This window comes from Mycobacterium sp. NTMscope_Eco_3 (genome assembly GCF_976985685.1).
Genome location: NZ_CDRJYZ010000001.1, coordinates 2,142,633 through 2,167,976 on the forward strand (window position 1 = coordinate 2,142,633; position 25,344 = coordinate 2,167,976).

Below are 25,344 nucleotides of genomic sequence, written 5' to 3' on the forward strand. Positions count from 1 at the left end.
CGGCGGCCGGCAGGACCTCAGTCGTCATGGCCGTCGCCCGGGCTCGTCACGATCGCCGGTTCGGTGTCCTCTCCGGCGCGCTCTCGTGCCTCGGCAACCACGTCGGCGACCGTCAATCGGATCTGTTCCGTGTTCGTTTCGGCCGTGCGCTGCGCTTCGCGGGCGGCCCGGATGCCCCACGCGGTCACAGCAACGGTTGCCGTGCGCAACGGAACCTTCGCCACGGCCGTGCGCACTGCCTCATACGCCGCAACCCCCACCACCCCGGTTACCACCGTGGGCGCCGCCTTCATCAAGAACCCATGCCACGCCATACCAAGCACTCCCTTCCCGTCGTTGCACCGCCAAACGGTGACCAGTCGGCCACGGTCGCTGCGGAGCGACACGAACCCATCCTTGACCTTCCAGTACAGTGGAAGGTCAAGGATGGGTTCCATGCAGATCGGCGAACTAGCGAAACTCAGCAATACCAGCGCGAAAACCATTCGCTTCTACGAGAACGCGGGGCTGCTCCCGCCACCGGCACGCACGGCGTCGGGGTACCGCGACTACGGGCCCGAGGTCGTGGATCGGCTGCGGTTCATCCATCGGGGCCAAGCCGCCGGGCTGACCTTGCAGAAGGTGCGCCAAATCCTGGCGATCCACGACCGCGGTGAGGTGCCGTGCGGGCACGTGCAACAGGTCCTGCACACCCGTCTGGACCAAGTCCGCGCGCAGATCGCCGAACTGGTCGCCCTCGAAGGCCACCTGCAGACCCTTCTCGACCACGCGGCGCACGCCGCGCCCACCGAACATGACCAGTCCACGGTGTGCTGGATTCTGGAAAGCGACCTGGATGCCGACGCCACCGTCGGTCCCGGCCACTAGACCATGAACAGCACCGAAATGCGTGAGTGGTCATGGACTGATGCGTGGTTGCCGGCCGCCCTGCTGGGTGTGGCGGGGGTGGGCTGGTGGTGGTCAGTGGTCAGCATGACCGGCGACGCCATGTCTATGGACACCGAGCCAGGAATGCCCATGGAGACCGCGCCAATGATGTCGTTCGCCGGTTTCCTCATCGCGTGGGTGGCCATGATGGCCGCGATGATGCTTCCTGCGGTCCTGCCCGTCGTTCGCGCCTACGCCCGCGCCGCCACCGGCAGCGCCGCTCCAGCGATCGTCTTCGTCGCCGGATACCTGGCCCTGTGGAGCGCCACCGGGATCCCCGCCTTCTGGGCGTGGAGCCACCTCAACGGGCCACTGGCACACGGATCACCGTGGGTCGGCCGCCTGGCCGGCGCCATAGCGCTGGCCGCCGGGATCTATCAGCTCACGCCGCTGAAAGCAGCGTGCCTGCGGCACTGCTACTGGCCATTGTCGGTTTCCCCGCCGTGCGGCAAGTACCACGACAGCCCGGCCCGGGCGCTTCGTGCCGGTGGGCGCTACGGCGTCTTTTGTCTGGGCAGCTGCTGGATGCTGTTCGTAGTCATGATCGCCTTCGGCACCATGCAATTGGCGTGGATGCTGGCGCTCTCGGTGGTGATCTGGCTGGAGCGAGTCGCCTCCTTCGGCGATTGGCTCACGCGCGTCACGGGGGCGGTGCTCGTAATCCTTGGCGTTGTGCTGCTGGTGCACCCCGCGTTGGTCATCAACCTTGTCTAGCGAGGAGTTAAGTCATGACGACGACGACACAACCACGCACCCGCCCCTGCGCTTTAGCGGCGACATTTTGATCTGGCTGTCCGCTGTCGTTTGATCTGAGGCGCTGCTGGCCGTTTGACCTGCGGCGCCTCAGATCCGTGCGCTTGAGCACAGTATTGCGGGGTTGATCGAGGATGCCGGTGCTGCCTGCGTGAGCGGGTCCAGTGCCGAGTGCCCAGTTCTCGAAGAACTGACTGAACCGGCAGTGCGGCATTCGATTTGAACGCCAACGCATTGCCGTGTTCACGTCGGTTCCCGTGGGTTGGCTCTCTGAGTATGGTGTGCGGGGCAGGTGTCTGTCACGGGTACGCGCACGGGTCGACGATCGGGTTGTGGGGCTGCCGCGTCCGGAAGCCGGGGACGCCCCGATGCCCCGGCACGGTCTCCTAAGATCAGCAATCATGGTGGCGCGTTCAATCCTGTTATTCGTCCTGGCTGCGGTCGCCGAAATCGGCGGTGCCTGGCTTGTCTGGCAAGGCGTCCGCGAGCAACGTGGTTGGCTCTGGGCGGGACTCGGCGTCATCGCGCTAGGAATGTACGGGTTCGTCGCCACCCTGCAGCCCGATGCCCATTTCGGCCGGATCTTGGCCGCCTACGGCGGCGTATTCGTCGCCGGCTCGCTGGCGTGGGGCATGGCCCTCGACGGGTTCCGACCCGACCGTTGGGATGTGATCGGCGCCCTGGCCTGCCTGGTAGGCGTTGCCGTGATCATGTACGCCCCTCGCGGCCACTAGCTCAGCATCACGTGGCGGCCGGGCAGGCCCAAACCGACCCATCGGGGGCGGATCGGGACGCATCACCTCGGCCCCGCCGATCAGTATCGACGGTGACGGAGACGGGCCGGCACGCTCAGCGATCGCCGTATCGATCCCGGGTACGGCCAGACAGTCGACCAGCATTTCATGGGCCGTTGCCGCGTTGGATAACCCGGGGGGATCTCAGTGGCGCAACAGGTTTCGGTGACTGTGGGTTTGGGTTATGTAGTGGTGCCAGGTAGCAGTTCGGCGATCAGGGTCTGGACGCGGTTGGCGATGTCGTCGCGGATGGAGCGGACGACCTCAAGGGCTTGGCCGGCGGGGTCGGGCAGTTTCCAGTCCCGGTAGGTGACTCCCGGGAAGTATGGGCAGGTGTCTCCGCAGCCCATGGTGATCACGACGTCGCTGGCTTGCACCGTGTCGGCGGTGAGCACCGCGGGGCTGTTGGCTGTGATGTCGATGCCCAGTTCGGCCATCGCGGCAACGGCCGCCGGGTTGACTTGGTCGGCGGGTTCGGTGCCCGCGGAACGGACCTCGATGCGGCCACCGGACTGGTGGATCAGCAGTGCGGCCGCCATCTGGGAGCGACCGGCGTTGTGCACGCAGACGAACAGGACGCTGGGTTTGTCGGCCATCAGCGGGCACTGCGTGATTGGGACTCGGGTCCGAAGAGGCGGGTACGCAGCGCCAGGGACACGTAGACGAGTCCGACCAGCACCGGTACTTCGATGAGCGGGCCCACGACCCCGGCCAGGGCCTGCCCGGAGGTGGCGCCGTAGGTGGCGATCGCGACGGCAATCGCGAGTTCGAAGTTATTGCCGGCAGCGGTGAACGCCAACGTGGTGGTGCGCTCGTACCCGACGTTGAGGAGGGCGCCGAGCAGGTAGCCGCCGGCCCACATGATCGCGAAGTAGGCCAGCAGCGGCACCGCGATGCGGGCGACATCGAAAGGCCGGGAGGTGATCTGATCACCTTGAAGGGCAAACAGGATGACGATGGTGAACAGCAGTCCATAGAGTGCCCAGGGGCCGATGCGGGGCAGGAATTGCGACTCGTACCAGGTGCGGCCTTTGGCGCGTTCGCCTAGGCGGCGGGACAGGTACCCGGCCAACAGTGGGACGCCGAGGAAGATCAACACCGATTTGGCGATCTGCCACGGGGAGACCTCGATCCCGGTCTGGGACAGGCCCAGCCAGCCCGGCAGCACCGACAGGTAAAACCAGCCCAGCGCGGCGAACATGAGAACCTGAAAGATCGAGTTCAACGCGACCAGCACTGCGGCGGCCTCGCGGTCCCCGCAGGCCAGGTCGTTCCAGATGATGACCATGGCGATGCAGCGGGCCAGCCCGACGATGATCAACCCGGTGCGGTATTCGGGCAGATCGGGAAGTAGCAGCCACGCCAGGGCAAACATCACCGCCGGCCCGATCAGCCAGTTCAACACCAGCGAGGACGCCAGCAGTTTGCGGTCGGCGGTGACCTCGCCGAGCTGGTCGTAGCGGACTTTGGCCAGCACCGGATACATCATCACCAACAGCCCAAGGGCGATGGGCAGCGAGACTCCGTCGACCTCAATGGCACTTAGGCCCGCGCCCAGGCCGGGCACCAGCCGCCCCAGCAGCAGGCCGGCGGCCATCGCTACCCCGATCCATACCGGCAAGAGCCGGTCCAGGGTGGACAGCTTGGCGGCCACTGCGGGTGCAGCAGTCGATATGGCGGTGTCACTCATGAGGTTTCTCTCCCGTGGCGCGAGCGGCGTACCGCTTCACTGGCAGCTGTCAACGTGAGGTGGGTCGGGGCGCGGTGGCGCGGTCGTTCGCTGCGGCTGTCTCAATCAGACGATGCGGCGGGTTTGGTGGCGTGGATGATCGCGCCGTGCATCCCTTCGGCCACCTGGTGGGTGAACGTGACCGTGGCATCGGTGAACCCGGCCGCGGCCAGTCCGTCGAGGTACTCCTGGCGGGACAGCGCTCCGGCGATGCAGCCGACGTAGGAGCCGCGTTCGGCGCGCTCGGCCGAACTGAGGTGGTCTTCGGCGACGACGTCGGAGATCCCGATCCGCCCGCCGGGGACCAGCACCCGGAACATCTCGGCGATCACGGCCGGTTTGTCGGCGGACAGGTTGATCACGCAGTTGGAGATCACCACATCGACGGCGGCATCGGGCAGCGGGATGTCTTCGATGGTGCCCTTGCGGAACTCGACGTTGGTGACACCGGCCTTGGCTCGGAATTCTTCGGCGTTCCGCCTCGCCAAGGCCAGCATCTCGTCGGTCATGTCGACGCCGTAAGCAAACCCGTCCGGGCCGACCCGGCGCGCCGACAACAAAACGTCGATCCCGCCGCCAGAACCCAGGTCAAGCACCCGCTCTCCGGGGTGCAAGTCAGCGACCGCGGTCGGGTTACCGCAACCCAGGCTGGCCGCAACCGCTTCAGCGGGAATCTCGGAGTGCTCGTCGTCGCCGTAGAGACCGGCGCCGAAGATGGTCCCGATATCGGCTGAGTCGCTGGACCCGCAGCAGCTCGCGGCGGTCAGCACATCGCTGTTGGTAGCGCCCCCGCTGATCGCGGTGGCGGCGGCGCCGTAGCTGGCCCGGACCTGATCACGCAGCTCATTGTGTTCGGCGGTCATCGCACCTACTCTTTCCATCGACAGACATCTATGTGAGCAGTGTGCGGGAAACATCGATGACTGTCAATGCGTGTGTCATACTGGGGCCATGCCCGCCGCGATCGCCTCCCCGACCGAACGCGATGACTCGTTGCTGGTCGCTGACGTTGCGGCGTGCTGCAGCCCGATCACCGACGGCGTACTCGACGCGGCCGCCGCCGAGCGGCTGGCCGGCGTGCTCAAGGCGCTGGCCGAACCGACCCGGCTACGGCTTGTGTCAATGATCGCGGGCCATGAGGGCGCCGAGGCGTGTGTATGCGACCTGACCGCTACTGTGGGGCTATCCCAGCCGACGGTGTCGCATCACCTCAAGATCCTGGTCGAGGCCGGCCTGCTCGACCGAACCCAGCGCGGCAAGTGGGCGTACTACCGGCTGGTGCCCGCGGCCCTGGATGCGCTCGGCGGGGTGTTTGTTGTCCGTTGTCGTTGTGGCTGAGGCAGCGCTTGAGGGCCTGACCTGCGATGCCTCGGATTCAGTGACGGCCGCCGCTACCTTGAGTTGTCCTGCCGCCGGGTGTCTCGTGCTGGCCCCGCAAGAGGCGTTATGCGTCCGGCGCGTACGCCGTTGGCGATGACGACGACTTCGGCAAGCTCGTGCACCAGTACGACCGTGGCCAGGCCGAGGGTTCCGAACATCGCCAGCGGCATGAGCACGGTGATGATGCCCAGGGAGAGTCCGACGTTTTGCACCATGATCTGCCGGGAGCGTCGAGCATGTGCTAGTGCGTGGGGCAGGTGCCGCAGGTCTTGGCCCATCAGGGCGACGTCGGCGGTTTCGATCGCGACATCGGTTCCCATGGCGCCCATCGCGATTCCCAGGTCGGCGGCGGCCAGGGCCGGAGCATCGTTGACGCCGTCGCCGACCATCGCGGTGGGCCGGTGAGCGCCCAGTTCTGCGATCAGGTGAGCCTTGTCCTCGGGGCGCAGTTCGGCATAGACGTGCTCGATGCCGGCTTGGGCGGCGAGCGCCGCCGCGGTGGCGTGATTGTCGCCGGTGAGCATCGTCACCTGGTAGCCGCCGGCACGTAGCGCGGTGATGACCTCGGGAGCTTCTGGGCGTAGTTCGTCGCGCACGGCGATGGCACCGAGCAGCCGGTCATCGCGTTCTACGAGCACCGCTGTGGCCCCGGCTTGTTGCATGTGCGCTACGTGATCGGCGAGGTCGGCGGGGTCGATCCAGCCGGGCCGGCCCAGCCGGATGGCTTGCCCGTCGAGGTGGCCGGTCAGCCCAGCTCCGGCAACGGCGTGCACGTCACTCGCGGCGGCCACCGGCGCTTGGGTAGCGGCCAGGACGGCCGCGGCCAGCGGGTGTTCACTGCGGGTTTCCAGCGCGGCCGCGACCGCCAGCACCTCTTCGCGGGTGGCGTCGTTGGTGGTGGCGATGTCGATGACGGTGGGCCGGTTGGCGGTCAAAGTTCCGGTTTTGTCCAGCGCGATCCCACTGATGGTGCCCAGGGCTTCCAGCGCGGCACCGCCCTTGATCAGTACCCCGATCTTCGAGGCGGCACCGACTGCCGCCACGACGGTCACCGGCACGGCGATGGCGAGCGCGCACGGGGACGCGGCGACGAGCACCACCAGAGCGCGTTCGATCCACACCAGCGGGTTACCGAAGATGCTGCCCGTCCCGGCGATCAGCGCCCCGGCGATCATGATGCCCGGCACCAACGGCTGCGCGATCCGATCGGCCAGGCGCTGGCTGGCGCCCTTGCGGGCCTGTTCGGCTTCCACGATCTGCACGATTCGCGCCAACGAGTTGTCCTCAACGGTCGCGGTGACCTCCACCTGCAGCACTCCGGACCCGTTGATCGACCCGGCGAACACCTCATCACCGGGTCCGGCCTCTACCGGCACCGATTCGCCGGTAATCGCCGAGACGTCCAGGGCGGTGCGCCCGGCAACAATGATGCCGTCGGTGGCCAGGCGTTCCCCGGGTTTGACAATCATCTGATCACCGACGCGCAGTTCGGCTGCGGCCACCACGGTTTCGACACCTGCGCGCAAGACCGTGGCCTGATCCGGCACCAGCGCCAGCAGAGCACGCAGGCCGCGGCGGGTACGGGCCACCGCGTATTCCTCCAAACCCTCGCTGATGGAGAACAAAAACGCCAGCATCGCGGCCTCGCCGACCTGACCGAGTCCAACAGCGCCGAGCGCGGCGATCGTCATCAACGTGCCGACACCGACACGGCCCTCGGTCAGTCGCCTAACGGTTGAGGGCACGAACGTCGAAGCGCCCACCGCGAGCGCCACGACTTTCAATCCCAACGCCACCGGCCCGAATGGAGTCAGCCACGCCGTCACCAGTGAGGCTGTCAGCACCACCCCGGAGAACGCGGCCCGCCGCAGCTTGACAACGCCCCACAGCCGCTCCGACTCAGGGTGGCTGTCGTCGTGGTCGCAGCAGCCATCGCTTCGTTGCACTGGTCGTTGTGAAACCCTGTCAGCTTGCTCGCCGGATAGCGTCCGCTCGCTCCAGTCGAGGATTCTCTGCACCACACCGGGGTTGCCTCCCTCGACCGAGTGCGGCGCCCGGGCGGGCACCGACTCGGCAGGGATGTGCTCGGCGGCGGCGATCGCCGACAAAATGGCAGCGGTGTCGCAGCGCTCGGGTGAATACCAGACCACCACGGAAGCCGTGCGCGGATACGCGCGGACCGCATCCACACCAGCCACCGTGGCGACCGAGTCCTCGATCGCGACAGCCCGCACCGCGTCGAACCGAAACCAGTTAGCACGCACCCGTATTCGTCGCGCACCCGCAGACACGACAACCAGCGCGGCCCCGTGATCGGAGGAAACCTCAGCAGTAGGCACAATCGACCTTTCCCCGTGAAAACGGCTAACCCATCACTTGGCAGCAGTCGTCATCGTCAGCCTTGGCGGCGGGCGGCCGAGGGGCATCGTCGCCGATGCGTCCGCGGGCTTCGGCGACCACGTCGGCGACTTTCAGCCGGGCCGACTCCGCTGCTACCTCTGCGCTCCGAGTTCCGCGCAGTCCCCACTCCGTCACGGTCACCGCTGCCCGGTGAACCGGCGCCGTGCCCACCGCCTTGCGCAGCACCTCGTAGGCGCTCACCCCGACCAGCCCGGTGAACACTGTCCCGGCTGCTTTGGCCACGAACCCATGTATAGCCACTGCTTATCCCTTCTGTTCTGCCAACTCACTACGATTGAGCGACCGCGATCTTCAAGGTCACCGGATCGCTGCCACTGATGGTCATCGACCAACGGTGGCCTCGGCTGCGCCCGATGCGGCGTCCTCGCCGACACAGGGCTGGTCGGTATCCACCGCCAAAACAACCTGGACCAGCTCGCCCAGAGCACGGGCGAGGTGAGGGTCGGCCAGCGCGTAGCGAACCTGCCGGCCCTCATAGGTCGCGATGACCAGCCCGCAGCCCCGCAAACACGACAAATGATTGGACACATTCGACCGTGTCAACCCCAGCTGCGCAGCCAACTGGCCCGGGTAGCACACCCCATCGAGCAGTGCCACCAGAATCCGACACCGCGTCGGATCCGCCAGCGCTCGGCCCAGCCGAGCCAGCGCCGATTCCCGCGTCTCACACGTCAGCATGCACCAAACAGTACAGCCGATACTGATATGTCAGCAAGGGCTGAATTGTGCCATGGCTCCACACGCCGCCGTCAGCCCTGACGCCGCCCAGCTGGCCCAGCCGGGCACGGTGATCGCGGGGATTGACCTGGTCGTGGTTTCCACGCGTCGAAGTGGTGTGCGCGGCGGGTGGCGCTGAGTTGTTGATCGTGGATCCACTGTTCGATGGGGCGGGTTTGGTCGCGGTGCTGGGGAAACCGGGCGCTGACGTTGACGTAGACCGCATCGACGGCGCGGGCACGGGCGGGTGTGGCTGGCGCGGTGCCCCAGATCCGGCGATGAGCGCCGGCCAGGATGGCGGCCAAGGCGATCAGGTCCGGGTAGGCGCCGATGTGCGTGTCGGCGTCGGCGCGGGCAGGCGGCAGCGTAAACGGGCTGGTGCTGCGTGCCCAGCAGCGGTGAATCCGCGCGGCATCCCTGACCGCGAAGCGCGCAGCGTCGCCGTGACACCGATCCAGTCGGGCATGGCGCTGCGCTGCGGCGATCACCGCGGGGGCGCAGCGCAGATCGCGTTGATCGTCGAGGGTGGAGGTGCCTGCACCGATCCATCGGCGGTGGCGGCAGCAGACGGTCGCGTAGTCGGGCAACCAGCAGTAGACCGGCTCATAGACACCGCGGCGTGCCATGCACAGGCGGCATGCGGGCCGGGCGTGGCGGCGTTGGCGGGTGGTGTCGCGGTCGGGGGCGGCCAGCCCGATGAGCCGGGCGTGAAGGATGCCCACGGGCTGGCCGCTGGCGGTTGCCAACCAGTCCGGCCGGGGACGGCAGATCGCTGGACCGTCGGCCAGGTAGCGCCGCAGACCTCGGGGTTCTAGGTGGTTGGCGTGCGCGAGCCGATCAAGATAGGACTGCACCGTTTCGCCACGAAACGGTGTGACGGTGCGCGGTAGTGGCGCGGCAGGCCCCTGCGGCCACGCCGGTGGGGTTGATACGTCAGCTGGCATGGCGTTGCGCCGATGTTTGGGCTGCGTAGTCGATGAGCACCGTGTCCATCAGATCCCTGGTGAGGTTCTCGGTTTCGTCGAGCATGCTGCGGATCGCAGCCGAGCGGATCAGGTGCGCCAGGCTGCCGATCATTCCGCCGGTGCGTCGATGCAGGTATTTGGCTTCGGCGACCAGCGTTCCCGCGGTGTGATGGTGCAACCGCAGGGTGCCTTCCATCGCGGCCACCAGCGACTTCCATTCCCCGGCGTACGGGAACGGGCTGGTGTTGATCACACCGCAGCGCCCGGCGAGCTGGCGTCCGCGGGTGCCGGTGAACACACCGGAGCGCTCGACGTCGATGCCGGCGTAGACGAACGTGGCGGGCAGGTGTTCGGTGAAGTACTTCAGGTGATCGGACAGTTCCTCGCCGGCCCGGGTATCGAGGTTGAGGTTGTGGATCTCGTCGACGATCACGATGTCGGTTCGGGCGTCGATGAGGACCTGGCAGACAGCGTCGGCGATATCGGTGACATTCATCCGCGGTTGCATCGGCGGAAGGCCCAGGAATCGCGCGAACTCCATCGCGAGTTTGCGCGCCGAGCCTTTCGGGGGCGCGGTCACGTATACGATCGGGATCCGGGACTTGTCGGCGAATCGTGTCCTGATACGCAGTTCGTGGAATCGGCCGAGTTGTTTGACCGCGGTGGTCTTGCCGGTCGCGGCCGCCCCGGAAATGATCAGCCCGCGCCGGGCGCCGATCTCGCGTTGGTTGAGCAGGGTCAGCAGCCGGCCTTCGTTGGTGATGCGCTGGATCGCCGACGTGGTGACCACGACCAGTTCACTGTGATGCGCTACCCGGGCTTCGTTGTAGTTGGTCCGTTCGGTCTCCGACAGGGTGCTCCACTGCTCATCGGGTAACAGGGTGAACTCGGGTGGATCGGCATCGACGAAACGGCGCCAACCCTCGAGCGTGGTGGTGGGTTGGCGCCGGTCCTCGAGTTGGCTCACCGGGGCAAAAGTGTTCACAGCCGCCACGATTCAGCCTCCTTGCGTGCATCGAACACCGGTAGTGGAATGACTTGGGCGATCTCGATGTCGTCGGCGTCCTCGTCACCGCCTGGCGGCGGCTCCTCATCGCAGGGTTCTGCGGTATCCGGCGGGCGGGGCCAGGCCGGTGTCGCGGTGGCTCGCGTTCGACCCGCCACCCTGCGATCCTTGGATTCCTGTCGGGTGGGGGCGGGGCCTTGCGCGGCCCGGTCGAGCAGGTCATCGGCCGCGCGGGCGATCTCGGCTTCGGTGGCCTGATCGCATCCGCGCTGGGCCAGCACGGACCGCGCATGCTGCCATACCAATTCGCCGAACGGTACCGGGTGGCTGCGCAAATGCGTCCAGGTCGCGGCCAGCCAGCCCTCGTCGTGATGGTTGCGCACCCAGATCCGCGACACGTCGTAGGGGTCGTAGTGCACCTCCCACTGGCCCTTCTTGGATTCCACCCCCGAGTGCTGGCGGCGGTAGGGGTTGAGTGCCTTAGCGTCGTAGCTGCGGTTGTTGACCCGGATCCCGTAGGAATTGATGCGCCGCCAGCACGACGGCAGTAACTCGATGTAGTCCTCGGCCGACAGCGGCACCGGAACATACCCGGCGACCTCGACCAAGGCGGCGTACTTTTCGTTGGGCGTCAACGCCTTGCCCGGGGTGACGGGGTCACGCAGGCCGTCGTGGGGCCGGTTTTGCCATACCGCGACGATCCACTCATCCAGCAGGGCTTGCAGCTCCACGATCGACCACACTGCGTCCTGTTCGGCGTTCTTGCCGCGCCGCTCGACGCTGGAGCCGACATACCCGGCGACATGCTGGGCGAACAAGGTGGCCACCGACTGCAGGGTCCGCTCGATCTTGGGTTTGTCGGTCGGCGTATCCGGGTGGGCGGGCTGCAGATTGATCCCCAACGTGCAACACGCCTGCCGGAAGGTTTGCGACAGATACGCCTTCCCGTGGTCGCACACTACGGTCTCCGGGGCGATCACCGGCCGGGCGGCCGCATCGGCCAACCGTTGATCCACGCCGGTCAAACAGCGATACGGCAGCACCGACCGCGACATCCGCAGCGCATCGGACCACTCCGGCCGCATCGGTTCTGGCGTCAACGCTCGGGCCAGCAGCAGCGCCGCGTCGACCGCTTTGGTCGTGGGCCGCAACACCGCGGCCGGAATCGAGCAGGTCGCGTCGTCAACCATGCCGGTCAGCTCGACCCGGTCCACCGTGCCGTCATCGAGGACCACCCGCACATCCAGGGGGGTCGAATCGATCTCGACCACCTCGCCGGGGCGCGCCACCGTCAGCGCACCGAACGGGCCGTCGGGCTGTTTGGACAACGAACGCCGGGTGCGCGCGGACCCGAACGTGTGCCGGCCCTCCGACAGCCTCTTCACCAGACGATAGAACGTCCGCTGAGACGGCATCGCCGGTGCGTCCTGGGCACCGTATTGAGCCACCAGCGATTTGGTCACCCGTCGCTGCAGGCGGCTCACCGTCCCGGTCGACACGTCGGTCTCGTCATCGATGGCCTGCCGCACTGCGGCCACCAGCCGCTCGTCGACGCGGCCGAACATCGCCCGCCGGGGAATGTGCCGGCGATCCACAACCCCCAGCAGGCCGTCTCGTTCGTAGGCATAGCGTTGCCGCTGCAACGTGTACAAGCTGATCTCGTGGCCAGCCGAGCGCAGCTCGGCGAGCTTGGCCAATTCGCGCTGCCGCAACGAACGCGACGCCGGATCGAACTCCGGCCGCGGCCGGCTACCCGCCTCGGAATCAACCCGTCGACCCGTCAACACCTCGATCAAGTGCCGTTCCCACCAGCGGGCCCGCTCGGCGGCAGCCTCGGGCACCCCGGCCAACGCTTCTTCGGAACACAAAGCCGGTCGCGATCCTGACACCAACTCCAACGCCGGGTCGCCCAGCAGCCGAGACAGCGGTACCACCGACTGCCCGCCGACCGCATCGGTCAGCCTGGCTGAACTGCCCGAAAGTGTGACAACCGTGAATACGCCGTCGGATAACCGGATTTCATCGCCCTCGCGGATGACACCCGACCGCATACCCGTCATCGTGACAACGCGGGCCCGACGATCGACTCCTCGGTCAAGACAGCCGCGGAAAGATCCACGCCCAGTCGCCGGTGCCACAACAGGTGAAACAGCACCGGCAACACCATGATCGCTTCACCGACCGGTCTCACCCCGGTCATCAGCGGCCGCGCCGAGTCGAACACCGCCTCCAACGCTGCGGCGACCGCCGGGCGGTACACCCGTGGATGCCGATACCCAGACAACCAGCGCAAATTCGCCGTCACGACCGGATCCGCAACGCCCGCTCGCCGATAGGCCCATCCCAGGGAACGGCACGCCTGCTCGGACCGGTCGAACAACTCAGCATCAGCATCCGATATTCGGTCATCGGCCCGCACGTCAAGAACCGTCGCCGTTCCGTCGGACAACCGCACGAAGTAATCAGGCACGTGGTGCCTGCCGTCACCCCAATGGAGCCGGAACGGCTGCGACGCAACACCAACCACCGCGGGATCGGCGTCCAGCGCGATCAAATGGTCACGCTCCGACCACGACTCGTACCCAACGTGCTCACGAGTCGTCGAAAACCACCACAGGCCTGGATAATTGCCCTGCCCGCGAAACGCTGGGAAACCACGCACGGGTGAGCAGTCCAACTCAAAGGCCACTGCGGCACACTCCGCCAGCGGCAAGCGCGAAGAACCCCCGGAGGAGTTGAATTCCACCTCAACGCCACCGTTGACCTGCGGCCATAGCGCCGCCGGCGCCACACTCACCTAAACAACGCTACCGGCGGTACCTCGGATAGATTGGCAAAGACACGCCGATACCGCAGATACGGTGGCAATACATCACATCGGATGTCAACGGACACCTTTCAACGTGACGCCGTTGCCATCTCAATAGGGCTGCGCTGCAAGGAAATTCGTCACAGTGACGTAATTAGGCCATAGGAGCCCCGGAAGTGGGGAAGGGGATATGGCGGTCGGGTTCGGTCCGCAGCGCGACTCGGTGCCCCTTCCGCGTCATGTCGTTCCACTATCCCGTCGCCATCGGAAATCTCGCAACGGTCGCTGCGCTTGACGAAGGAGTCGAAGCCTGGCGCGCCACGGTGCCATTACCGCCTTACGCAAACGTCACGGTGACGAATTGGGCGGGTCGGGTGGCCACTCGCCGAGCGGGGGCGACTCGGCCGGCGCGGACAAATTCGGCGTAGTGATTGCCGGGCCGCCGGAATGGGTAGTCGGTTTAAACTCACGCCCAGCTAAAGTCTGGACGCTTGCGATGGGAGGGCTCGATGAGTGTGTTCGTTCGTCGCGTCGTGTGCGCCGTGGCGGTGGCATTAGGACCCATGGCGTACGTGGCAGCGGTATCGCCCGGCGTGGCCTCCGCCCAACCCCCGGATTGCGGTGCCGGTAACTGGTGGAATCCGGGAGCCAATGCGTGTCAGCCGGTGGCGCCGCCGCCCCCGGATTGCGGCCCTGGCAACTGGTGGAATCCTGGGGCCAATTCGTGCCAGCCGGTGGCGCCGCCTGATTGCGGTGCCGGCAACTGGTGGAATCCGGGAGCCAATGCGTGCCAACCGGTGGCGCCGCCGCCGGAGTAGCGCGTCGCCGCTGCGGCAAGTAGTTTTGCCGAGCGCGGCAGTGTTCTAGATGTGGCAGCCGGCGTGGACTTGGGAGGTGCGCGCCGGCCAACCGTTCGCGTGATCAGACGTGTGCGTCGATGTAGCGACAAGGACGGGAATCTGGCCCGCGGTGGCCGCGCATTGGTGCGGGCCTCATGTGCAGCCGCCACAAAGCAATTCGTCACTGTGACGCAATGATGTCGGTAAAGGCCGGTCGGGCATGCGAGGCCGAGGATCACTCAATGGGCCTGCGCTGCGATGTCGTGGGATGCGTTCGTTTAGCGATCACAGAGCTAGTTCATCGCGGGACTGGCGCGCGTACACCGACGGCAGCTTTCTTACAGAGCGTTCCGCGGCTTTCGCAGTGGTCACGGGGTTGCGGGGGCTCGTTTTTCGCCCGACGCGACGCGCTAGCCGCTTCGCGCTGGTCAGCATCATGCCGATAAGCGACATTATGTCGGGTAAACTACTCCGTTTTCATCTGATGAATCAGACCTGCCCGACCGCACGTCGCCTACCCCAGGTGGTCCGGCCGGGTCAAAACGCCTGGACAGCAGCAAGTTTGGGCAGGTAGCGATTTCTGGACTCGGACTCGGCTCGGGGTTGTTGGTTCGACACTTGGTGGTGAGTGCCCCGGATGCGCTGGATCTACGTGCACGGATGTGGTAATGATTCATTAGATGATTCAATGATGCATCAGATGATACGGATTGGAAGCCTGGATGCCGGTCGATAAGAGCGGTCGCGTGTTCCTGATCGGCTCCGTTCCCCTGCTGCATCCTGAGGTCCAGACCGTCGACGAGATGCTGGATGGCTGGCGCAACCAGCAACTGTGCCGCAACCTGGCCCACGACACGATCGACGCGCGGATCGCCACCGTTCGGCGGTTCATCGAGCAGACCAACGAGTTCCCGTGGTCCTGGACGCCGGCCATCGTCGAGGAATTCTTCGGCGACCTGCGCGGCATCAAAGGCCGACGGCAGTCCACGGTGCGCGGTTATCAGAATGCGCTGCGGTTGTTCTGCTCCTACATCGCTGACCCCGATTACGGCTGGGATCGGGTCTGCGAACAGCGGTTCGGCACGCATCCGGCTCAAGTGTTTTTCGCCTGGAACACCGCGACGCATGTCCAGGACAACGAACAGTCCCCCGCGAAGCGGCCGTTCACCAAACAGGAGCTCCAAGATTTCTTCGACCACGCCGACGACCAGGTCACCTTGATTGCCAACTCGAAAAAGAAGGGCTGGCTGCCGGCGTACCGCGACACAGTCATGTTCAAGCTCGCCTACTCCTACGGGCTACGGTTCAACGAACTACGACACCTGCAAACGGTCGACTTTTCCCGCAATCCCCACGCCTCGGAGTTCGGCCGCTACGGTGTGGTCAAAGTCCGGTATGGCAAGGCCAAGAAGGGTTCCCCACCCAAGCGACGCACCGTGCTGACGGTGTTCGATTGGACACCGGAGGTGCTCGCCGACTGGCTCACCCACGGTCAGCCCTATATCGACGACGGCATCGATCTGTTCCCCAGCGAGCGCGGCTTACTGGTCGCAGAGAACACCCTGCTTCGACGGTTCAGGCGGTATTGCAACGACCTCGAACTTCCCGACGGTCTGGATCTGCACTCGTTCCGCCGCTCCTACATCACCCACCTCATCGAAGATGGCTGGGACGCCAAATTCGTTCAAGTTCTCTCGAGCCCGCACAGGGGTGTCCACGACGTGCAACACGCACGTGGCGTTGGCGGCGATCTTCGTGGCGGAGGTGGTTATCTGCAGCGGTCCATCACGCAGATTCCACGGAGGTTTGATGCTTGTGCAACGGGTACTGATGCCCACTTCGTCGCTTGAATCCTGGACGGTCCTCGGCGACGGAGGCGGCTCGGTGGAGCCAATCGAGCGCTACCTGGCCTATCTGACCGACATCGAGCGGTCCCCGAACACGGTCAAGGCCTATGCGCACGACCTGAAGGACTGGTTCGTCTTCCTCGACGCTCGCAGCCTGAACTGGCGCGAGGTCCGATTGGAGGATCTCGGGGAGTTCGTGTCCTGGCTGCGGCTGCCGCCGGCTGGCCGGGCTGGCGCAGTGGTGCTGTTGCCCTCGGCTGAGCATCACTGCTCTGCGGGAACCGTCAACCGGAAGCTGGCGGCGATCAGCGGCCTCTACACGTTTCACGCCCGGCACGGAGTCGACCTCGGCGACTTGGTCACTGAACTGCACCCAGGTCGGCGCCGGCGCTCGGGATGGAAGCCGTTCCTCTACCACCTGAGCAGCGGCCAGCCGGAGCGGCGGCGCACGATCAAGCTCCGGACCCCGCGTCAGCATCCGACCATTCTGACCGCCGGTCAGGTGCAGGCGATCCTAGATGCCTGCATCCACCTGCGGGATCGCTTGTTGTGGGCGTTGTTGTGGGACACAGGGATTCGGATTGGTGAAGCGCTAGGTCTGCGTCACGAGGACGTGGCCGCTGCCGAGGGTGAGTTGACGGTCGCGCCGCGATCCAACGACAACAGGGCGCGCGCCAAGTCGGCGACACCGCGCACCATCCCGATCAGCCCGCAGCTCATCCGCCTCTACGCCGACTACCTGCACGACGAATACGGCGATCTGGACTCCGACTACGTGTTCGTCAACCTCTGGGGCGAACCGTTCGGGCACCCGTGGGGCTATCCCGCGGTCTACGACCTGGTGTTGCGGCTGCGCCGGAGCACCGGCATCGACTTCGATCCCCACTGGTATCGGCACACCTACGCCACGCGTTTGCTCCGCCAGAACACCCCGATCGAGGTCGTCAGCACGCTGCTGGGACACTCCTCGATCGCGACCACGATGGACATTTACGGGCATCTGTCCGTCGAGGACGCCCGCCGGGCTCTGGAGGCGGCCGGCTTCCTGACCGGGCAGGAGGTGCAGTGGTGACCGCGGCAGTCCCGCCGCTACCGTCGGCTGCGGCTCCGGGCTTGCTGCGCAAGCTGGTGGCCGCGGTTCGACCGGAGTTCCGGGTGGACATCCTCGTTCCCGAGCGTGGTGCGCTGGTGTTCGACACCGCGCCGTGCCGGGTGCCGGGCTGCGTGCGCCAACCGCGCACCCGCGGGCTCTGCAAAGGCCACTACGTCGGTTGGCAGCAAGAAGGCCGCCCGGACATCGACGTGTTCGCCACGACTGCAGCACCGGAAGGGCTCGGGCGCAAAGAGCTCACGGTCTGCGCCGTCCAGGGCTGCCGGTACGGAGGTGCTCGCCGGGGTTTATGCCCACGCCACCAAGGGTTTTGGGAACGGTCCGGCATCGCCGACCGAGACGTATGGCTGGCTGCCGTTGCTCCGGTGGATGATCCCGATCATCCCGTCTGCGCGTTGTCCTATTGCACGCTATGGACGCAGGGACGGTCGCCGTTCTGCGTCAATCATCGGTCCCGATGGGCAGCGGTGGGATGTCCCGACATCGACGAGTTCATCGTGCTCTGCGAGTCCTATGGCGACGACCGGTTCGACTTCCGACCGTTCGGTGATCGCCGACAGCTCAAATTGGAGATGCAGTACGCGCTGCAGTGCCGGCACGATGAACGCCAGGTCAAGACTCCCGCTGCCGTCGCGCGTCCTGTCATCGCACTCACGGCCGCCAGTGGGGTGGCCTCGCTGCTGGACTGGCCGATGGCACGTTGGATCGAGTTCTTCGACGCCAACCACGCTGCGCAACACGGCCAGAACGGACAGCTGGCGTTTCTGCGTTACGCCTATCGCTGTCTGGAGGACCTGCACTGCGGCAGCGGGTGGGAGGCCGAGTTCCCGCGCGACGTGTGGGAGCTGCACCGGCTCGGCGTCGAGGGCCGCAAGCGGCTGCGCTTCGACGGCATTGCGCAACCGTGGCTGCGGGATCTGGCCAAGCGGTTCGCCCGCTGGCGGTTAAGCATCGGACGCAGCCCCAACCAGACCTACATCGACGTCCAGGCGGTGACGCGTTTGGCCGGCTTCTTGGCGTCCCCGCCGGTCGACATCACCAGCCTGGCCGGCATCAACCGCGCGGTATTGGAGCGCTACCTGGCCGACCTGTCCACCGACCCCCGGGCACTGCACTCCCGCAGCCGCGACATCAGCTCGCTCGGTGCGTTCCTCGACGCGATCCGCCGCCACGAGTGGGACCACGACCTGCCCGCGAGTGCCGCGTTCTATCCCGACGACTTCCCCAAACCCGCGAAACGCCTGCCCCGCGGGCTGGCCGAGCACATCATGGCCCAGGTCGAACAGCCCGCGAACCTCGACGGATGGAACAACCCCGAGAGTCGGCTGCTCACGATCATCCTGATGCGCTGCGGACTGCGCGTCGGTGACGCCACCAAGATCGCCTTCGACTGCGTCATCCGTGGCGGCGACGGAGCTCCCTATCTGCGCTACACCAACGGCAAGATGAAACGCGAAGCTCTCGTCCCGATCGACGAGGAAGTCGAGCAGGCCATCGCCGAGCAACAACAGCGGATCCTGCGCCGCTGGACCAACGGCAGCCCCTGGCTGTTCGCCGCTCCGAAGATGAACCCAGACGGCCGCCGGCCGCTGACTACGCCCTCCTACCGCGGCCAGCTACGGGACTGGCTGGCGCGCTGCGAGATCCGCGACGAGCACGGCCGTCCAGTGCATCTGACTCCGCACCAATGGCGGCACACCTTTGGAACACGGTTGATCAACCGGGACGTGCCGCAAGAAGTCGTACGGGTGTTACTCGATCACTCCAGCGGTGAGATGACAGCTCACTACGCCCGCCTTCACGACACCACCGTCCGCCGGCACTGGGAGTCCGCCCGCAAGGTCGATGCCAGGGGCCAAACCGTTGCGATCGACCCCGACGGCCCACTGGCCGAAGCGAACTGGGCCAAGCAACGGCTCGGGCGCGTGACCCAAGCATTGCCCAACGGCTTCTGCGGGCTGCCAGTTCAAAAGACCTGCCCGCATGCCAATGCTTGTCTGACATGTCCGATGTTCGTGACTACGCCCGAGTTCCTGCCGCAACACCACGAACACCGTCAGCAAGTCCTGCAGATCATCTCCGCTGCCGAGGCGCGCGGTCAGTTACGCCTCGTCGAGATGAACCAACAAGTCCTGGGAAACCTCGACACCATCATCACCACACTCGAAACCGACTCCGGTTCAGAGGAATTGGATTCTGCTGATGCGGGCTGACAACACCCGGCACCTCATCGTCGCCGCCCGACAACGCCACGAACTCACCCGAGCCAAGGCGATCCAGGCATTGAGGACCCTCGACGCCGAAGGGCGCCCGGTCACCTTCGAGGCCGTGGCTCAAGCAGCGGCGGTGTCTCGGTCCTGGCTCTACGCGCAATCCGACGTCCGAGCTGAGATCGAACGGCTTCGCGCTGCCCACCGTCGAGCACCCGCGACACCGGTCCCCGCGCGGCAACGAACCTCGGACGCCTCACTGCTACGCAGGCTCGAAGCCGCCAACCAGCGCAACCGGAAATTGGCCGAGGAGAACCGCACGCTCCGAGACCAACTCGCCCGAGCACTCGGCCAGCAGCGCACCGCATCCGAAACCACGTCAACCCGCACCCCCCGGAAACGTCTCAGCTCGATAACGATCGGTCCCTGCTGAAAGGCCTCCCCCATGACCCCACCTCAAACGTCGACGACAACGTCCACAACGAAACACCGCAGGTCAAAGCCCCGAATAGGCCAGCGGCTCAAGATAATGCAAGACCAGGCCGGCCACGACTACGCCAGTACCACATCGCTTTACACCGGCGTCTCCAGCGATTATCGGACCCGGGCTCTGCGCCGTGTCCTCGACCGGACCATCAAGGATGCGCTCTCCCTGGGAGAGGAAACATCATGAAACGGGAAGTCGACTACACCTGGCGCCTCGCTGAGCTGATGGCGGCCCACGGCATGCACAACAGCACCGACCTGATCCCCCGGCTCGCTGAACGCGGGATACAGCTCTCACGCCCTCAGGTCTACCGCGTTGTTCACCAACGCCCCGAACGGGTTTCCCTACAGCTGATGGCAGCCTTGTGCGATATCCTCGGCTGCGGGGTGGACGACCTGGTGACCGTGACCGCCACCGAAGTCCGCCGACGAAAGAGCGCCTCCGGGGCTGCCCCCACCCCGCCGCCGAATGTCGTCGAACTCAACAAGTCAGTCCGCCCTCGGCGAGCACGAATCATCACCGATGGCAACGATTGAGCCCACACCGCGTTCCACCACACGCGGACGACCACGCGTCACTGCCGGCGTCTTCGAATGCAGCCGATGCCACCGCATGGCCAACAAGCTGCGCGTCTACTGGCCCGGAGATCAGCTCTGCCACAGCTGTTTCTACACCGCGATGCGCACCCACGGCATCTGCCCCAGCTGCGGACACGACGGCGTCCTCCCTGGCCGCCGCAACCGCACCGACCCGCACCCGGTCTGCCTGAGCTGCGCCGGCATCCCCGGCGCCTTCACTTGCAAAACCTGCCACCGCGAAGGCGAGATCTACCGCTGCGGCCAGTGCGCCCGCTGTGCCCTGCGCGAGGACCTCTGCAAAATTCTGTTGCACCATCCCGCCGACCTCGCCGCCATGCAAACGCTGATAGAAGTACTCTGTGGCGTCGATCGACCCGAAAGCATCCTGACCTGGAAACGCAACAGCCAAGTACTCGAGCTGCTCGGCGGAATCACCTCCGGCGCAATACCACTGACCCACGACGGGCTCACCGCGGCGGGATCCGGCCGCCATATCGATCACCTGCGCAGCCTCCTGCAACACCACGGCCTGCTCCCACAACGCGATGAACACCTGGCGCGCTTCGAAGTCTGGCTGGCCGACAAACTCGACGCGATCGACTCCCCCGCGGTTCGCGCTCCGGTCGAACAGTTCGCAACCTGGCACCATCTCCGACGGCTCCGAAGTGAATCGCGACCCGGCCAATCCTCGGACGGCCCAAAGCGTTCCGCGAAACAAGAAATCGCCGAGACTATCAAGTTCCTCACCTGGCTCGAACAGACTCACGAGCGCACTGTCACCGACTGCACGCAACGAGATGTCGATGAGTACCTCGCCTCAGGCCCGACCACTCGTCACTCAATCCGAACGTTCTTCGTCTGGGCGAAGAAGAGCAAGCTCAACGGCGCGGTGCAGATCGGTTTCAGACAGGCGAAAACCACCCCGACGATCACCCAAGACCAACGCCTGGCCTGGCTCAAGGAACTGCTCATCGGCGACTCCGAAAGCCTGCCCTACAGAGTCGCCGGCGTTCTGCTGCTGCTCTACGCCCAGCCGCTGACCAAGATCGCCACGCTACAGTCCACCGCGATCTCCCAAGCCGATGGGGAGACCCGTATCGCGCTCGGCAAGGACCCTATCCCTGTTCCCGAACCATTCGCCTCCCAGCTCAACTACCACGTTCGCCATCGCCCCAACCTGCGCACCGCTGGCGGAACCACTGGCACACCGTGGCTCTTTACCAGCAGCCGACCAGGACGGCACATCGATCCACAGGCCATCATGAAGCGGCTACGAGGGCTCGGCATCAACCTGCAGGGCGCGCGAAACACCGCCCTACAAGCACTCGTCTCCGAAATCCCCGCTCCCCTGGTCGCCGAAATGCTCGGCTACAGTGACCAAGTCACCCAGAAGCACGCCGCCGAAGCCGGCAACACCTGGGCCAGATACGTCAAGCATTAAACTGTTGTGGCGGAGTGAAATTCATTTATCATCCTTGCGTTGTGAATTTGGACGTTTCCGTCGGCGGTCCGGAAGCCCATACTTCACTCGAAGCTCATTACGCTAACAGTGCGGCCAGCTGCGTAATATCCGTCGGCCTGCGCCAAAGCCTCTCGGGCACTGTCTTGGTCAGCTGTTTGTGCAGCCCGTCGGGCCCGGTCAGCGACAGTCCCTGTTCCTGGGCCAGGCGGCACCAACTCGACCGCGGCATGCTGCTCTGCGGACTGCTCAACCTGCTTCTTCTTCGCCCCACCATCCAGTGTCGTCATCACGGCACCTACCCCGCTGAGCAACGCTCAGCGCGTTAGGACGGAAACACCGATAAATCCAAAGTCCCTTCACCAGAACTGTCGGCGCTGGGGGTTAACGTAGTCACTCCCAGGGACGAAGCAGGAGCGGTCGATGTTCGATGATGAGGTGAATTACCCCACCGCAGTGACCAGCTACGACGACGACGGTGTAGCTGAAGCCATCCGCTGGTGCGCGTCCCACATGGAGAAGGGCGACACCCTGACCGTCTGGACCAAGCTGAAGTCCAACCTGCGCAACTGCGACGCGTTGGACCGACTAGTCAGCCGCCACTCGGACGTCGAGCACATAACCGGCAGAGGAGGCGCATACGTGCGTGCCCATGGCCCCGTGCTGATGGCCTGGCCGAACATGGACGACATCGGCGAGTTGGTCCGATTCAGCAGCCACATGATCCGGGGGCTGTGTGTCATCACTTGGAACGCCGACCGGATTCGTCCGTGGGTGACGCAGATGCGACCGGATATCCTCGGCGACGGCTCGGAGTGGCAGGACCGCACGCCGGAGCTGGACCCCGTGGTGATCGAGGCGATGAGGAGCCTCACGCTGACGATCAACCACAACAACACTATCGCGGCGGGCTACGAGAAGGACGACGTCGTGAGCGTGCTCCTTGCACTCCACGATGCCCGCATCCCGATGGACAGCAACGCGATGCAGGGATGGGCCCTTGCCCACGGCTGGTCCGGCAAGAACCCGGCATTGCTGGCGAAATACGTCAAGGAGATAAATGGCGGCAAGCGCCCTCGGTGTAACCGAGTGATCCAGTCCGACTACATCGACCACCTGAAGGAGCGGGTGGCCGCGGGCATAGAAGACGGCCCGGAGTGACCGTGGCGGTTACTCACGCGGGTCCCTTCCTCCGATTTGTCGTCGTGGTCAGGTCCAGCCATCGGCGTGCGTGCGATCCCGGGTGGAGGGCTGGGAGTGAGTGAGTTGATTCCGAATCTCGAGGACATGCGCGCGCAGTTGCCAACCGATGGCACCGCGCAGGATGCCCATGAGTTCGTTGCTGAGCTGGCCATTGTCGTATCGGCTGAAGACGTGGACATGACGATCGACGCCCTTGTGGATCGTTGGCTGGAGGTATCCGATGACCATAAGGCCTGATGCCGGAAGCGGTGGCACGGTTCGGATCCTCTGCCTGCGCATCCGGGGATTCCGGTCGTATGGCACTGAGGCGCGGGAGATGGACCTCGACGCACCGCTCGCCGTCGTCAAGGGCGACAACAGTCAGGGGAAGACTGCAACTGCGGAGGCGCTGGAGTTCCTCTTCACCGGATGCAGTAGTCGCAGGGATCTCTTCGGCGGGGCAAAGACGGAGTACGACCGGATGCTCGCCAACGTCCACCTGCCGGAGGGTGATACCGGTGTCTGGGTAGAGGCCGACATACGGTGTGCCGACGGTGTCGTGCGGACTGTGCGGCGGGTGCTCACCGCCGACTACTCGCCGACCTCCGACTGTGCGAGCGAACTGGCCGTCGATGGCCAGCAGGCAGATCTGAACGACCTCGGCATTCCCTTTGGTGACCCGCCGCTCGCGGCGCCTGTGCTGCTGCAGCACAACCTGCGCTACGTGCTCTCAACCGAGCCGAACAAGCGGGCGGCGTACTTCCGCTCTTTGCTTGACCTTACGGATCTCGACATCGTGAGGAGTGCCGTAGCCCGGGCGAAGGGTTACCAGTAATGTACGCCGTATTACCTTGCGCGCCATGGATTTTGAAAAATGCTGTCACCGTCACCGCTGTCACCTCGAGAAGACGGAGTCACGCATCATCGCCTTCAACGGTGTCGCGAACCTCGTCGTCGACGTGATCGCAGCTACCGTCAACGAGTACCCCGGATCCGTCGTCGAGGGTAACGACTCGCAGGTCGCGATCCACGATGCCGGTTGCTTCTCGGGCTGCTGCTAACGTCGCGTCAGCGCCATCCGGGTCGATCTCGTGCAGCTGGTCAGCGTTGGTGAGCGCCGCGAGCGCGATGAGCCGCCGCAGCTGCTCGTCGGTCAGAGATTCGAGATGCTCGCGATCAGCACCGCTTTCGGCCATTGTTTCGATCACCTCGCGACGGCGTTGCTCGGCCTCCCCATTGTTCTGTAGTGCTGCCACGCTCGCCTTGGCGTCCTTGATCAGCAGCAACAAGTGAAGAGGGTCGGTAGGCGACGGTTCGAACTGGTAGCGGGTGTAGAACTGGCGGGCTTCGTGGTGGAGCGCGTGCACAAGGATGGCGCGGACGCCGATCTGTTCGGCGACTTGTACGCTGCGGGCAATGGCGTCGCGCAGCAGGTTCTCTCCCAACCCGCAGCCCTGGTGTTTGCGGTCGACCGCGAGGCGCGACAGCAGGATCACCGGCACTGGGTTGGGCATGTTTCGGCGGAACTTGCCGGACAAATCGGCGTGTGACACAGCTCCCGACGCGAGTGCGTAGTAGCCGACAACTCGGCCACCTTGGCAGGTGACGAAGCAGCGAGATGCGCCGCCGGCGTGGTTGGTCAGTGCACGCGTGCGGAGGTAGTTGTCCAGACTTGGTTCTCCACTGTCGAAGGTCGCGACATCGTCGGACTCGTTAATCGGCCGCGGGAGGCTGTAACCACTCACGCTTCAGGATCGAACAGCGATGGCTTGTCGAACATCTTCGCCAACGCCGGCTTGTACCGAACGGGCCGGTCGAGCAAGGTGCTGAACTCAGCCCAAGCAGGGTCATCAAGTAAAAAGTGCCGACGGTCTGCGAGAACGTCGCGAGCGTGCGCGACCGTGGCACAAACAGTGAAGGTCGTCAGGTCGGTCCCTTCGACCTCGGCGGCACGGCGAATCAATGCGTCCTGCTCAGGCGTCAGGCGCACCGCGAAGCGTTCAGACTTTGTAGCCACATACCCTATTGTGTGCCTGATAGGCGTACAGGTCAACCAGGGGCGCGATGTGGCGCCAAGGCTTGCCGCACTAGAAACAATCACACTGCGGGCAACCTTTCCGCGTGGGCCGG

General features: G+C 65.3%; 23 protein-coding genes and 3 pseudogenes. 13 read left to right on the plus strand and 13 right to left on the minus strand.

Annotated elements, in window-relative coordinates; translation table 11 throughout:
- Positions 1–17: 17 nt before the first annotated feature.
- Positions 18–314, minus strand: coding sequence for a DUF1490 family protein (locus AC0KTM_RS09805; protein ID WP_033718771.1), 297 nt, complete (start codon positions 312–314; stop codon positions 18–20).
- Between the two features lie 121 nt (positions 315–435).
- Here AC0KTM_RS09805 and AC0KTM_RS09810 point away from each other — a divergent pair, with 121 nt between their 5' ends.
- From AC0KTM_RS09810 to AC0KTM_RS09820, 3 genes are all read left to right on the plus strand, one after another.
- Complete coding sequence (locus AC0KTM_RS09810) at positions 436–867, plus strand: heavy metal-responsive transcriptional regulator (protein ID WP_007170246.1); 432 nt, start codon at positions 436–438, stop codon at positions 865–867.
- A 3-nt stretch (positions 868–870) separates the two neighbouring features.
- Positions 871–1,641 carry a DUF2182 domain-containing protein gene (locus AC0KTM_RS09815; protein WP_007170247.1) on the plus strand — a complete coding sequence of 257 codons (771 nt, stop codon included), beginning with the start codon at positions 871–873 and terminating at the stop codon, positions 1,639–1,641.
- Positions 1,642–2,081: 440 nt separating this feature from the next.
- Entirely contained in the window at positions 2,082–2,414 is a 333-nt protein-coding gene (locus AC0KTM_RS09820; RefSeq protein ID WP_007170248.1) for a YnfA family protein, read from the plus strand.
- A 242-nt stretch (positions 2,415–2,656) separates the two neighbouring features.
- Here AC0KTM_RS09820 and arsB read toward each other — a convergent pair.
- A pseudogene (gene arsB, locus AC0KTM_RS09825) lies at positions 2,657–4,164 on the minus strand (ACR3 family arsenite efflux transporter).
- 101 nt (positions 4,165–4,265) lie between these two features.
- A complete protein-coding gene (gene arsM, locus AC0KTM_RS09830; protein ID WP_007170251.1) occupies positions 4,266–5,066 on the minus strand; it encodes an arsenite methyltransferase in 801 nt (266 codons plus the stop codon).
- Positions 5,067–5,154: 88 nt separating this feature from the next.
- Between arsM and AC0KTM_RS09835 the strand changes: the two genes are divergently transcribed.
- Positions 5,155–5,541: an ArsR/SmtB family transcription factor gene (locus tag AC0KTM_RS09835; protein ID WP_007170252.1), complete on the plus strand. Its 387-nt coding sequence runs from the start codon at positions 5,155–5,157 to the stop codon at positions 5,539–5,541.
- 53 nt (positions 5,542–5,594) lie between these two features.
- Here the strand turns inward: AC0KTM_RS09835 and AC0KTM_RS09840 are convergent, their stop codons facing one another.
- From AC0KTM_RS09840 to AC0KTM_RS09870, 7 genes are all read right to left on the minus strand, one after another.
- Positions 5,595–7,883 (minus strand): heavy metal translocating P-type ATPase, encoded by a 2,289-nt coding sequence (locus AC0KTM_RS09840; RefSeq protein WP_033718775.1) that lies wholly within the window; start codon positions 7,881–7,883, stop codon positions 5,595–5,597.
- A 64-nt stretch (positions 7,884–7,947) separates the two neighbouring features.
- Positions 7,948–8,244, minus strand: a complete 297-nt coding sequence (locus tag AC0KTM_RS09845) for a DUF1490 family protein (RefSeq protein WP_033718759.1) — start codon at positions 8,242–8,244, stop codon at positions 7,948–7,950.
- 81 nt (positions 8,245–8,325) lie between these two features.
- Positions 8,326–8,682: a Cd(II)/Pb(II)-sensing metalloregulatory transcriptional regulator CmtR gene (gene cmtR, locus AC0KTM_RS09850; protein WP_007170255.1), complete on the minus strand. Its 357-nt coding sequence runs from the start codon at positions 8,680–8,682 to the stop codon at positions 8,326–8,328.
- Positions 8,683–8,753: 71 nt separating this feature from the next.
- The gene (locus tag AC0KTM_RS09855; protein ID WP_065018912.1) at positions 8,754–9,575 is read right to left on the minus strand and encodes a hypothetical protein; all 822 of its coding nucleotides are present in this window, start codon (positions 9,573–9,575) and stop codon (positions 8,754–8,756) included.
- 79 nt (positions 9,576–9,654) lie between these two features.
- Positions 9,655–10,680, minus strand: coding sequence for a TniB family NTP-binding protein (locus AC0KTM_RS09860; RefSeq protein WP_007172501.1), 1,026 nt, complete (start codon positions 10,678–10,680; stop codon positions 9,655–9,657).
- Positions 10,668–12,743, minus strand: a complete 2,076-nt coding sequence (locus AC0KTM_RS09865; RefSeq protein ID WP_224860251.1) for a Mu transposase C-terminal domain-containing protein — start codon at positions 12,741–12,743, stop codon at positions 10,668–10,670. Before AC0KTM_RS09865 ends, AC0KTM_RS09860 begins: the two co-directional genes overlap by 13 nt.
- A 5-nt stretch (positions 12,744–12,748) precedes the next feature.
- Positions 12,749–13,489 carry a TnsA-like heteromeric transposase endonuclease subunit gene (locus tag AC0KTM_RS09870; protein ID WP_099459185.1) on the minus strand — a complete coding sequence of 247 codons (741 nt, stop codon included), beginning with the start codon at positions 13,487–13,489 and terminating at the stop codon, positions 12,749–12,751.
- A 1,573-nt stretch (positions 13,490–15,062) separates the two neighbouring features.
- Here AC0KTM_RS09870 and AC0KTM_RS09875 point away from each other — a divergent pair.
- From AC0KTM_RS09875 to AC0KTM_RS09900, 6 genes are all read left to right on the plus strand, one after another.
- The gene (locus AC0KTM_RS09875) at positions 15,063–16,190 is read left to right on the plus strand and encodes a tyrosine-type recombinase/integrase (protein WP_472415486.1); all 1,128 of its coding nucleotides are present in this window, start codon (positions 15,063–15,065) and stop codon (positions 16,188–16,190) included.
- On the plus strand, positions 16,150–17,259 hold the full coding sequence (locus AC0KTM_RS09880) for a tyrosine-type recombinase/integrase (RefSeq protein WP_007172192.1): 1,110 nt from the start codon (positions 16,150–16,152) through the stop codon (positions 17,257–17,259). Before AC0KTM_RS09875 ends, AC0KTM_RS09880 begins: the two co-directional genes overlap by 41 nt.
- The gene (locus AC0KTM_RS09885; protein ID WP_007172193.1) at positions 17,256–19,511 is read left to right on the plus strand and encodes a tyrosine-type recombinase/integrase; all 2,256 of its coding nucleotides are present in this window, start codon (positions 17,256–17,258) and stop codon (positions 19,509–19,511) included. The genes AC0KTM_RS09880 and AC0KTM_RS09885 overlap by 4 nt, the downstream gene beginning before the upstream one ends.
- Complete coding sequence (locus tag AC0KTM_RS09890; RefSeq protein WP_007172194.1) at positions 19,501–19,941, plus strand: DUF6262 family protein; 441 nt, start codon at positions 19,501–19,503, stop codon at positions 19,939–19,941. Before AC0KTM_RS09885 ends, AC0KTM_RS09890 begins: the two co-directional genes overlap by 11 nt.
- A gap of 236 nt (positions 19,942–20,177) precedes the next feature.
- Positions 20,178–20,531, plus strand: a complete 354-nt coding sequence (locus tag AC0KTM_RS09895) for a helix-turn-helix domain-containing protein (RefSeq protein WP_472415487.1) — start codon at positions 20,178–20,180, stop codon at positions 20,529–20,531.
- Between the two features lie 76 nt (positions 20,532–20,607).
- Positions 20,608–22,014 carry a hypothetical protein gene (locus AC0KTM_RS09900; RefSeq protein WP_472415488.1) on the plus strand — a complete coding sequence of 469 codons (1,407 nt, stop codon included), beginning with the start codon at positions 20,608–20,610 and terminating at the stop codon, positions 22,012–22,014.
- A 151-nt stretch (positions 22,015–22,165) separates the two neighbouring features.
- Here the strand turns inward: AC0KTM_RS09900 and AC0KTM_RS09905 are convergent.
- Positions 22,166–22,322 (minus strand): annotated as a pseudogene (locus tag AC0KTM_RS09905) (IS256 family transposase); the annotation flags it as partial.
- Between the two features lie 133 nt (positions 22,323–22,455).
- Here AC0KTM_RS09905 and AC0KTM_RS09910 point away from each other — a divergent pair.
- The 3 genes from AC0KTM_RS09910 to AC0KTM_RS09920 all read left to right on the plus strand — a co-directional run bounded on the left by AC0KTM_RS09910 (position 22,456) and on the right by AC0KTM_RS09920 (position 24,049).
- Entirely contained in the window at positions 22,456–23,193 is a 738-nt protein-coding gene (locus AC0KTM_RS09910; RefSeq protein ID WP_472415489.1) for a hypothetical protein, read from the plus strand.
- Positions 23,194–23,289: 96 nt separating this feature from the next.
- The gene (locus tag AC0KTM_RS09915) at positions 23,290–23,472 is read left to right on the plus strand and encodes a hypothetical protein (RefSeq protein WP_472415490.1); all 183 of its coding nucleotides are present in this window, start codon (positions 23,290–23,292) and stop codon (positions 23,470–23,472) included.
- A complete protein-coding gene (locus tag AC0KTM_RS09920) occupies positions 23,456–24,049 on the plus strand; it encodes an AAA family ATPase (protein ID WP_472415491.1) in 594 nt (197 codons plus the stop codon). The genes AC0KTM_RS09915 and AC0KTM_RS09920 overlap by 17 nt, the downstream gene beginning before the upstream one ends.
- A 418-nt stretch (positions 24,050–24,467) precedes the next feature.
- On the opposite strand, the pseudogene AC0KTM_RS09925 reads toward AC0KTM_RS09920, so the two are convergent.
- Positions 24,468–24,959, minus strand: a pseudogene (locus AC0KTM_RS09925) (GNAT family N-acetyltransferase); the annotation flags it as partial.
- Complete coding sequence (locus tag AC0KTM_RS09930) at positions 24,956–25,231, minus strand: type II toxin-antitoxin system TacA family antitoxin (RefSeq protein ID WP_472415492.1); 276 nt, start codon at positions 25,229–25,231, stop codon at positions 24,956–24,958. The pseudogene AC0KTM_RS09925 and the gene AC0KTM_RS09930, both read right to left, overlap by 4 nt.
- Positions 25,232–25,344 lie beyond the last annotated feature (113 nt).

Bases quoted from the DNA above. Each gene is read 5' to 3' on its own strand.
- AC0KTM_RS09805 (WP_033718771.1), bottom strand. From the start codon at position 314: ATGGCGTGGCATGGGTTCTTGATGAAGGCGGCGCCCACGGTGGTAACC.
- AC0KTM_RS09810 (WP_007170246.1), top strand. From the start codon at position 436: ATGCAGATCGGCGAACTAGCGAAACTCAGCAATACCAGCGCGAAAACC.
- AC0KTM_RS09815 (WP_007170247.1), top strand. From the start codon at position 871: ATGAACAGCACCGAAATGCGTGAGTGGTCATGGACTGATGCGTGGTTG.
- AC0KTM_RS09820 (WP_007170248.1), top strand. From the start codon at position 2,082: ATGGTGGCGCGTTCAATCCTGTTATTCGTCCTGGCTGCGGTCGCCGAA.
- arsM (WP_007170251.1), bottom strand. From the start codon at position 5,066: ATGACCGCCGAACACAATGAGCTGCGTGATCAGGTCCGGGCCAGCTAC.
- AC0KTM_RS09835 (WP_007170252.1), top strand. From the start codon at position 5,155: ATGCCCGCCGCGATCGCCTCCCCGACCGAACGCGATGACTCGTTGCTG.
- cmtR (WP_007170255.1), bottom strand. From the start codon at position 8,682: ATGCTGACGTGTGAGACGCGGGAATCGGCGCTGGCTCGGCTGGGCCGA.
- AC0KTM_RS09865 (WP_224860251.1), bottom strand. From the start codon at position 12,743: ATGCGGTCGGGTGTCATCCGCGAGGGCGATGAAATCCGGTTATCCGAC.
- AC0KTM_RS09875 (WP_472415486.1), top strand. From the start codon at position 15,063: ATGCCGGTCGATAAGAGCGGTCGCGTGTTCCTGATCGGCTCCGTTCCC.
- AC0KTM_RS09880 (WP_007172192.1), top strand. From the start codon at position 16,150: ATGCTTGTGCAACGGGTACTGATGCCCACTTCGTCGCTTGAATCCTGG.
- AC0KTM_RS09890 (WP_007172194.1), top strand. From the start codon at position 19,501: ATGCGGGCTGACAACACCCGGCACCTCATCGTCGCCGCCCGACAACGC.
- AC0KTM_RS09895 (WP_472415487.1), top strand. From the start codon at position 20,178: ATGAAACGGGAAGTCGACTACACCTGGCGCCTCGCTGAGCTGATGGCG.
- AC0KTM_RS09900 (WP_472415488.1), top strand. From the start codon at position 20,608: ATGGCCAACAAGCTGCGCGTCTACTGGCCCGGAGATCAGCTCTGCCAC.
- AC0KTM_RS09910 (WP_472415489.1), top strand. From the start codon at position 22,456: ATGTTCGATGATGAGGTGAATTACCCCACCGCAGTGACCAGCTACGAC.
- AC0KTM_RS09920 (WP_472415491.1), top strand. From the start codon at position 23,456: ATGACCATAAGGCCTGATGCCGGAAGCGGTGGCACGGTTCGGATCCTC.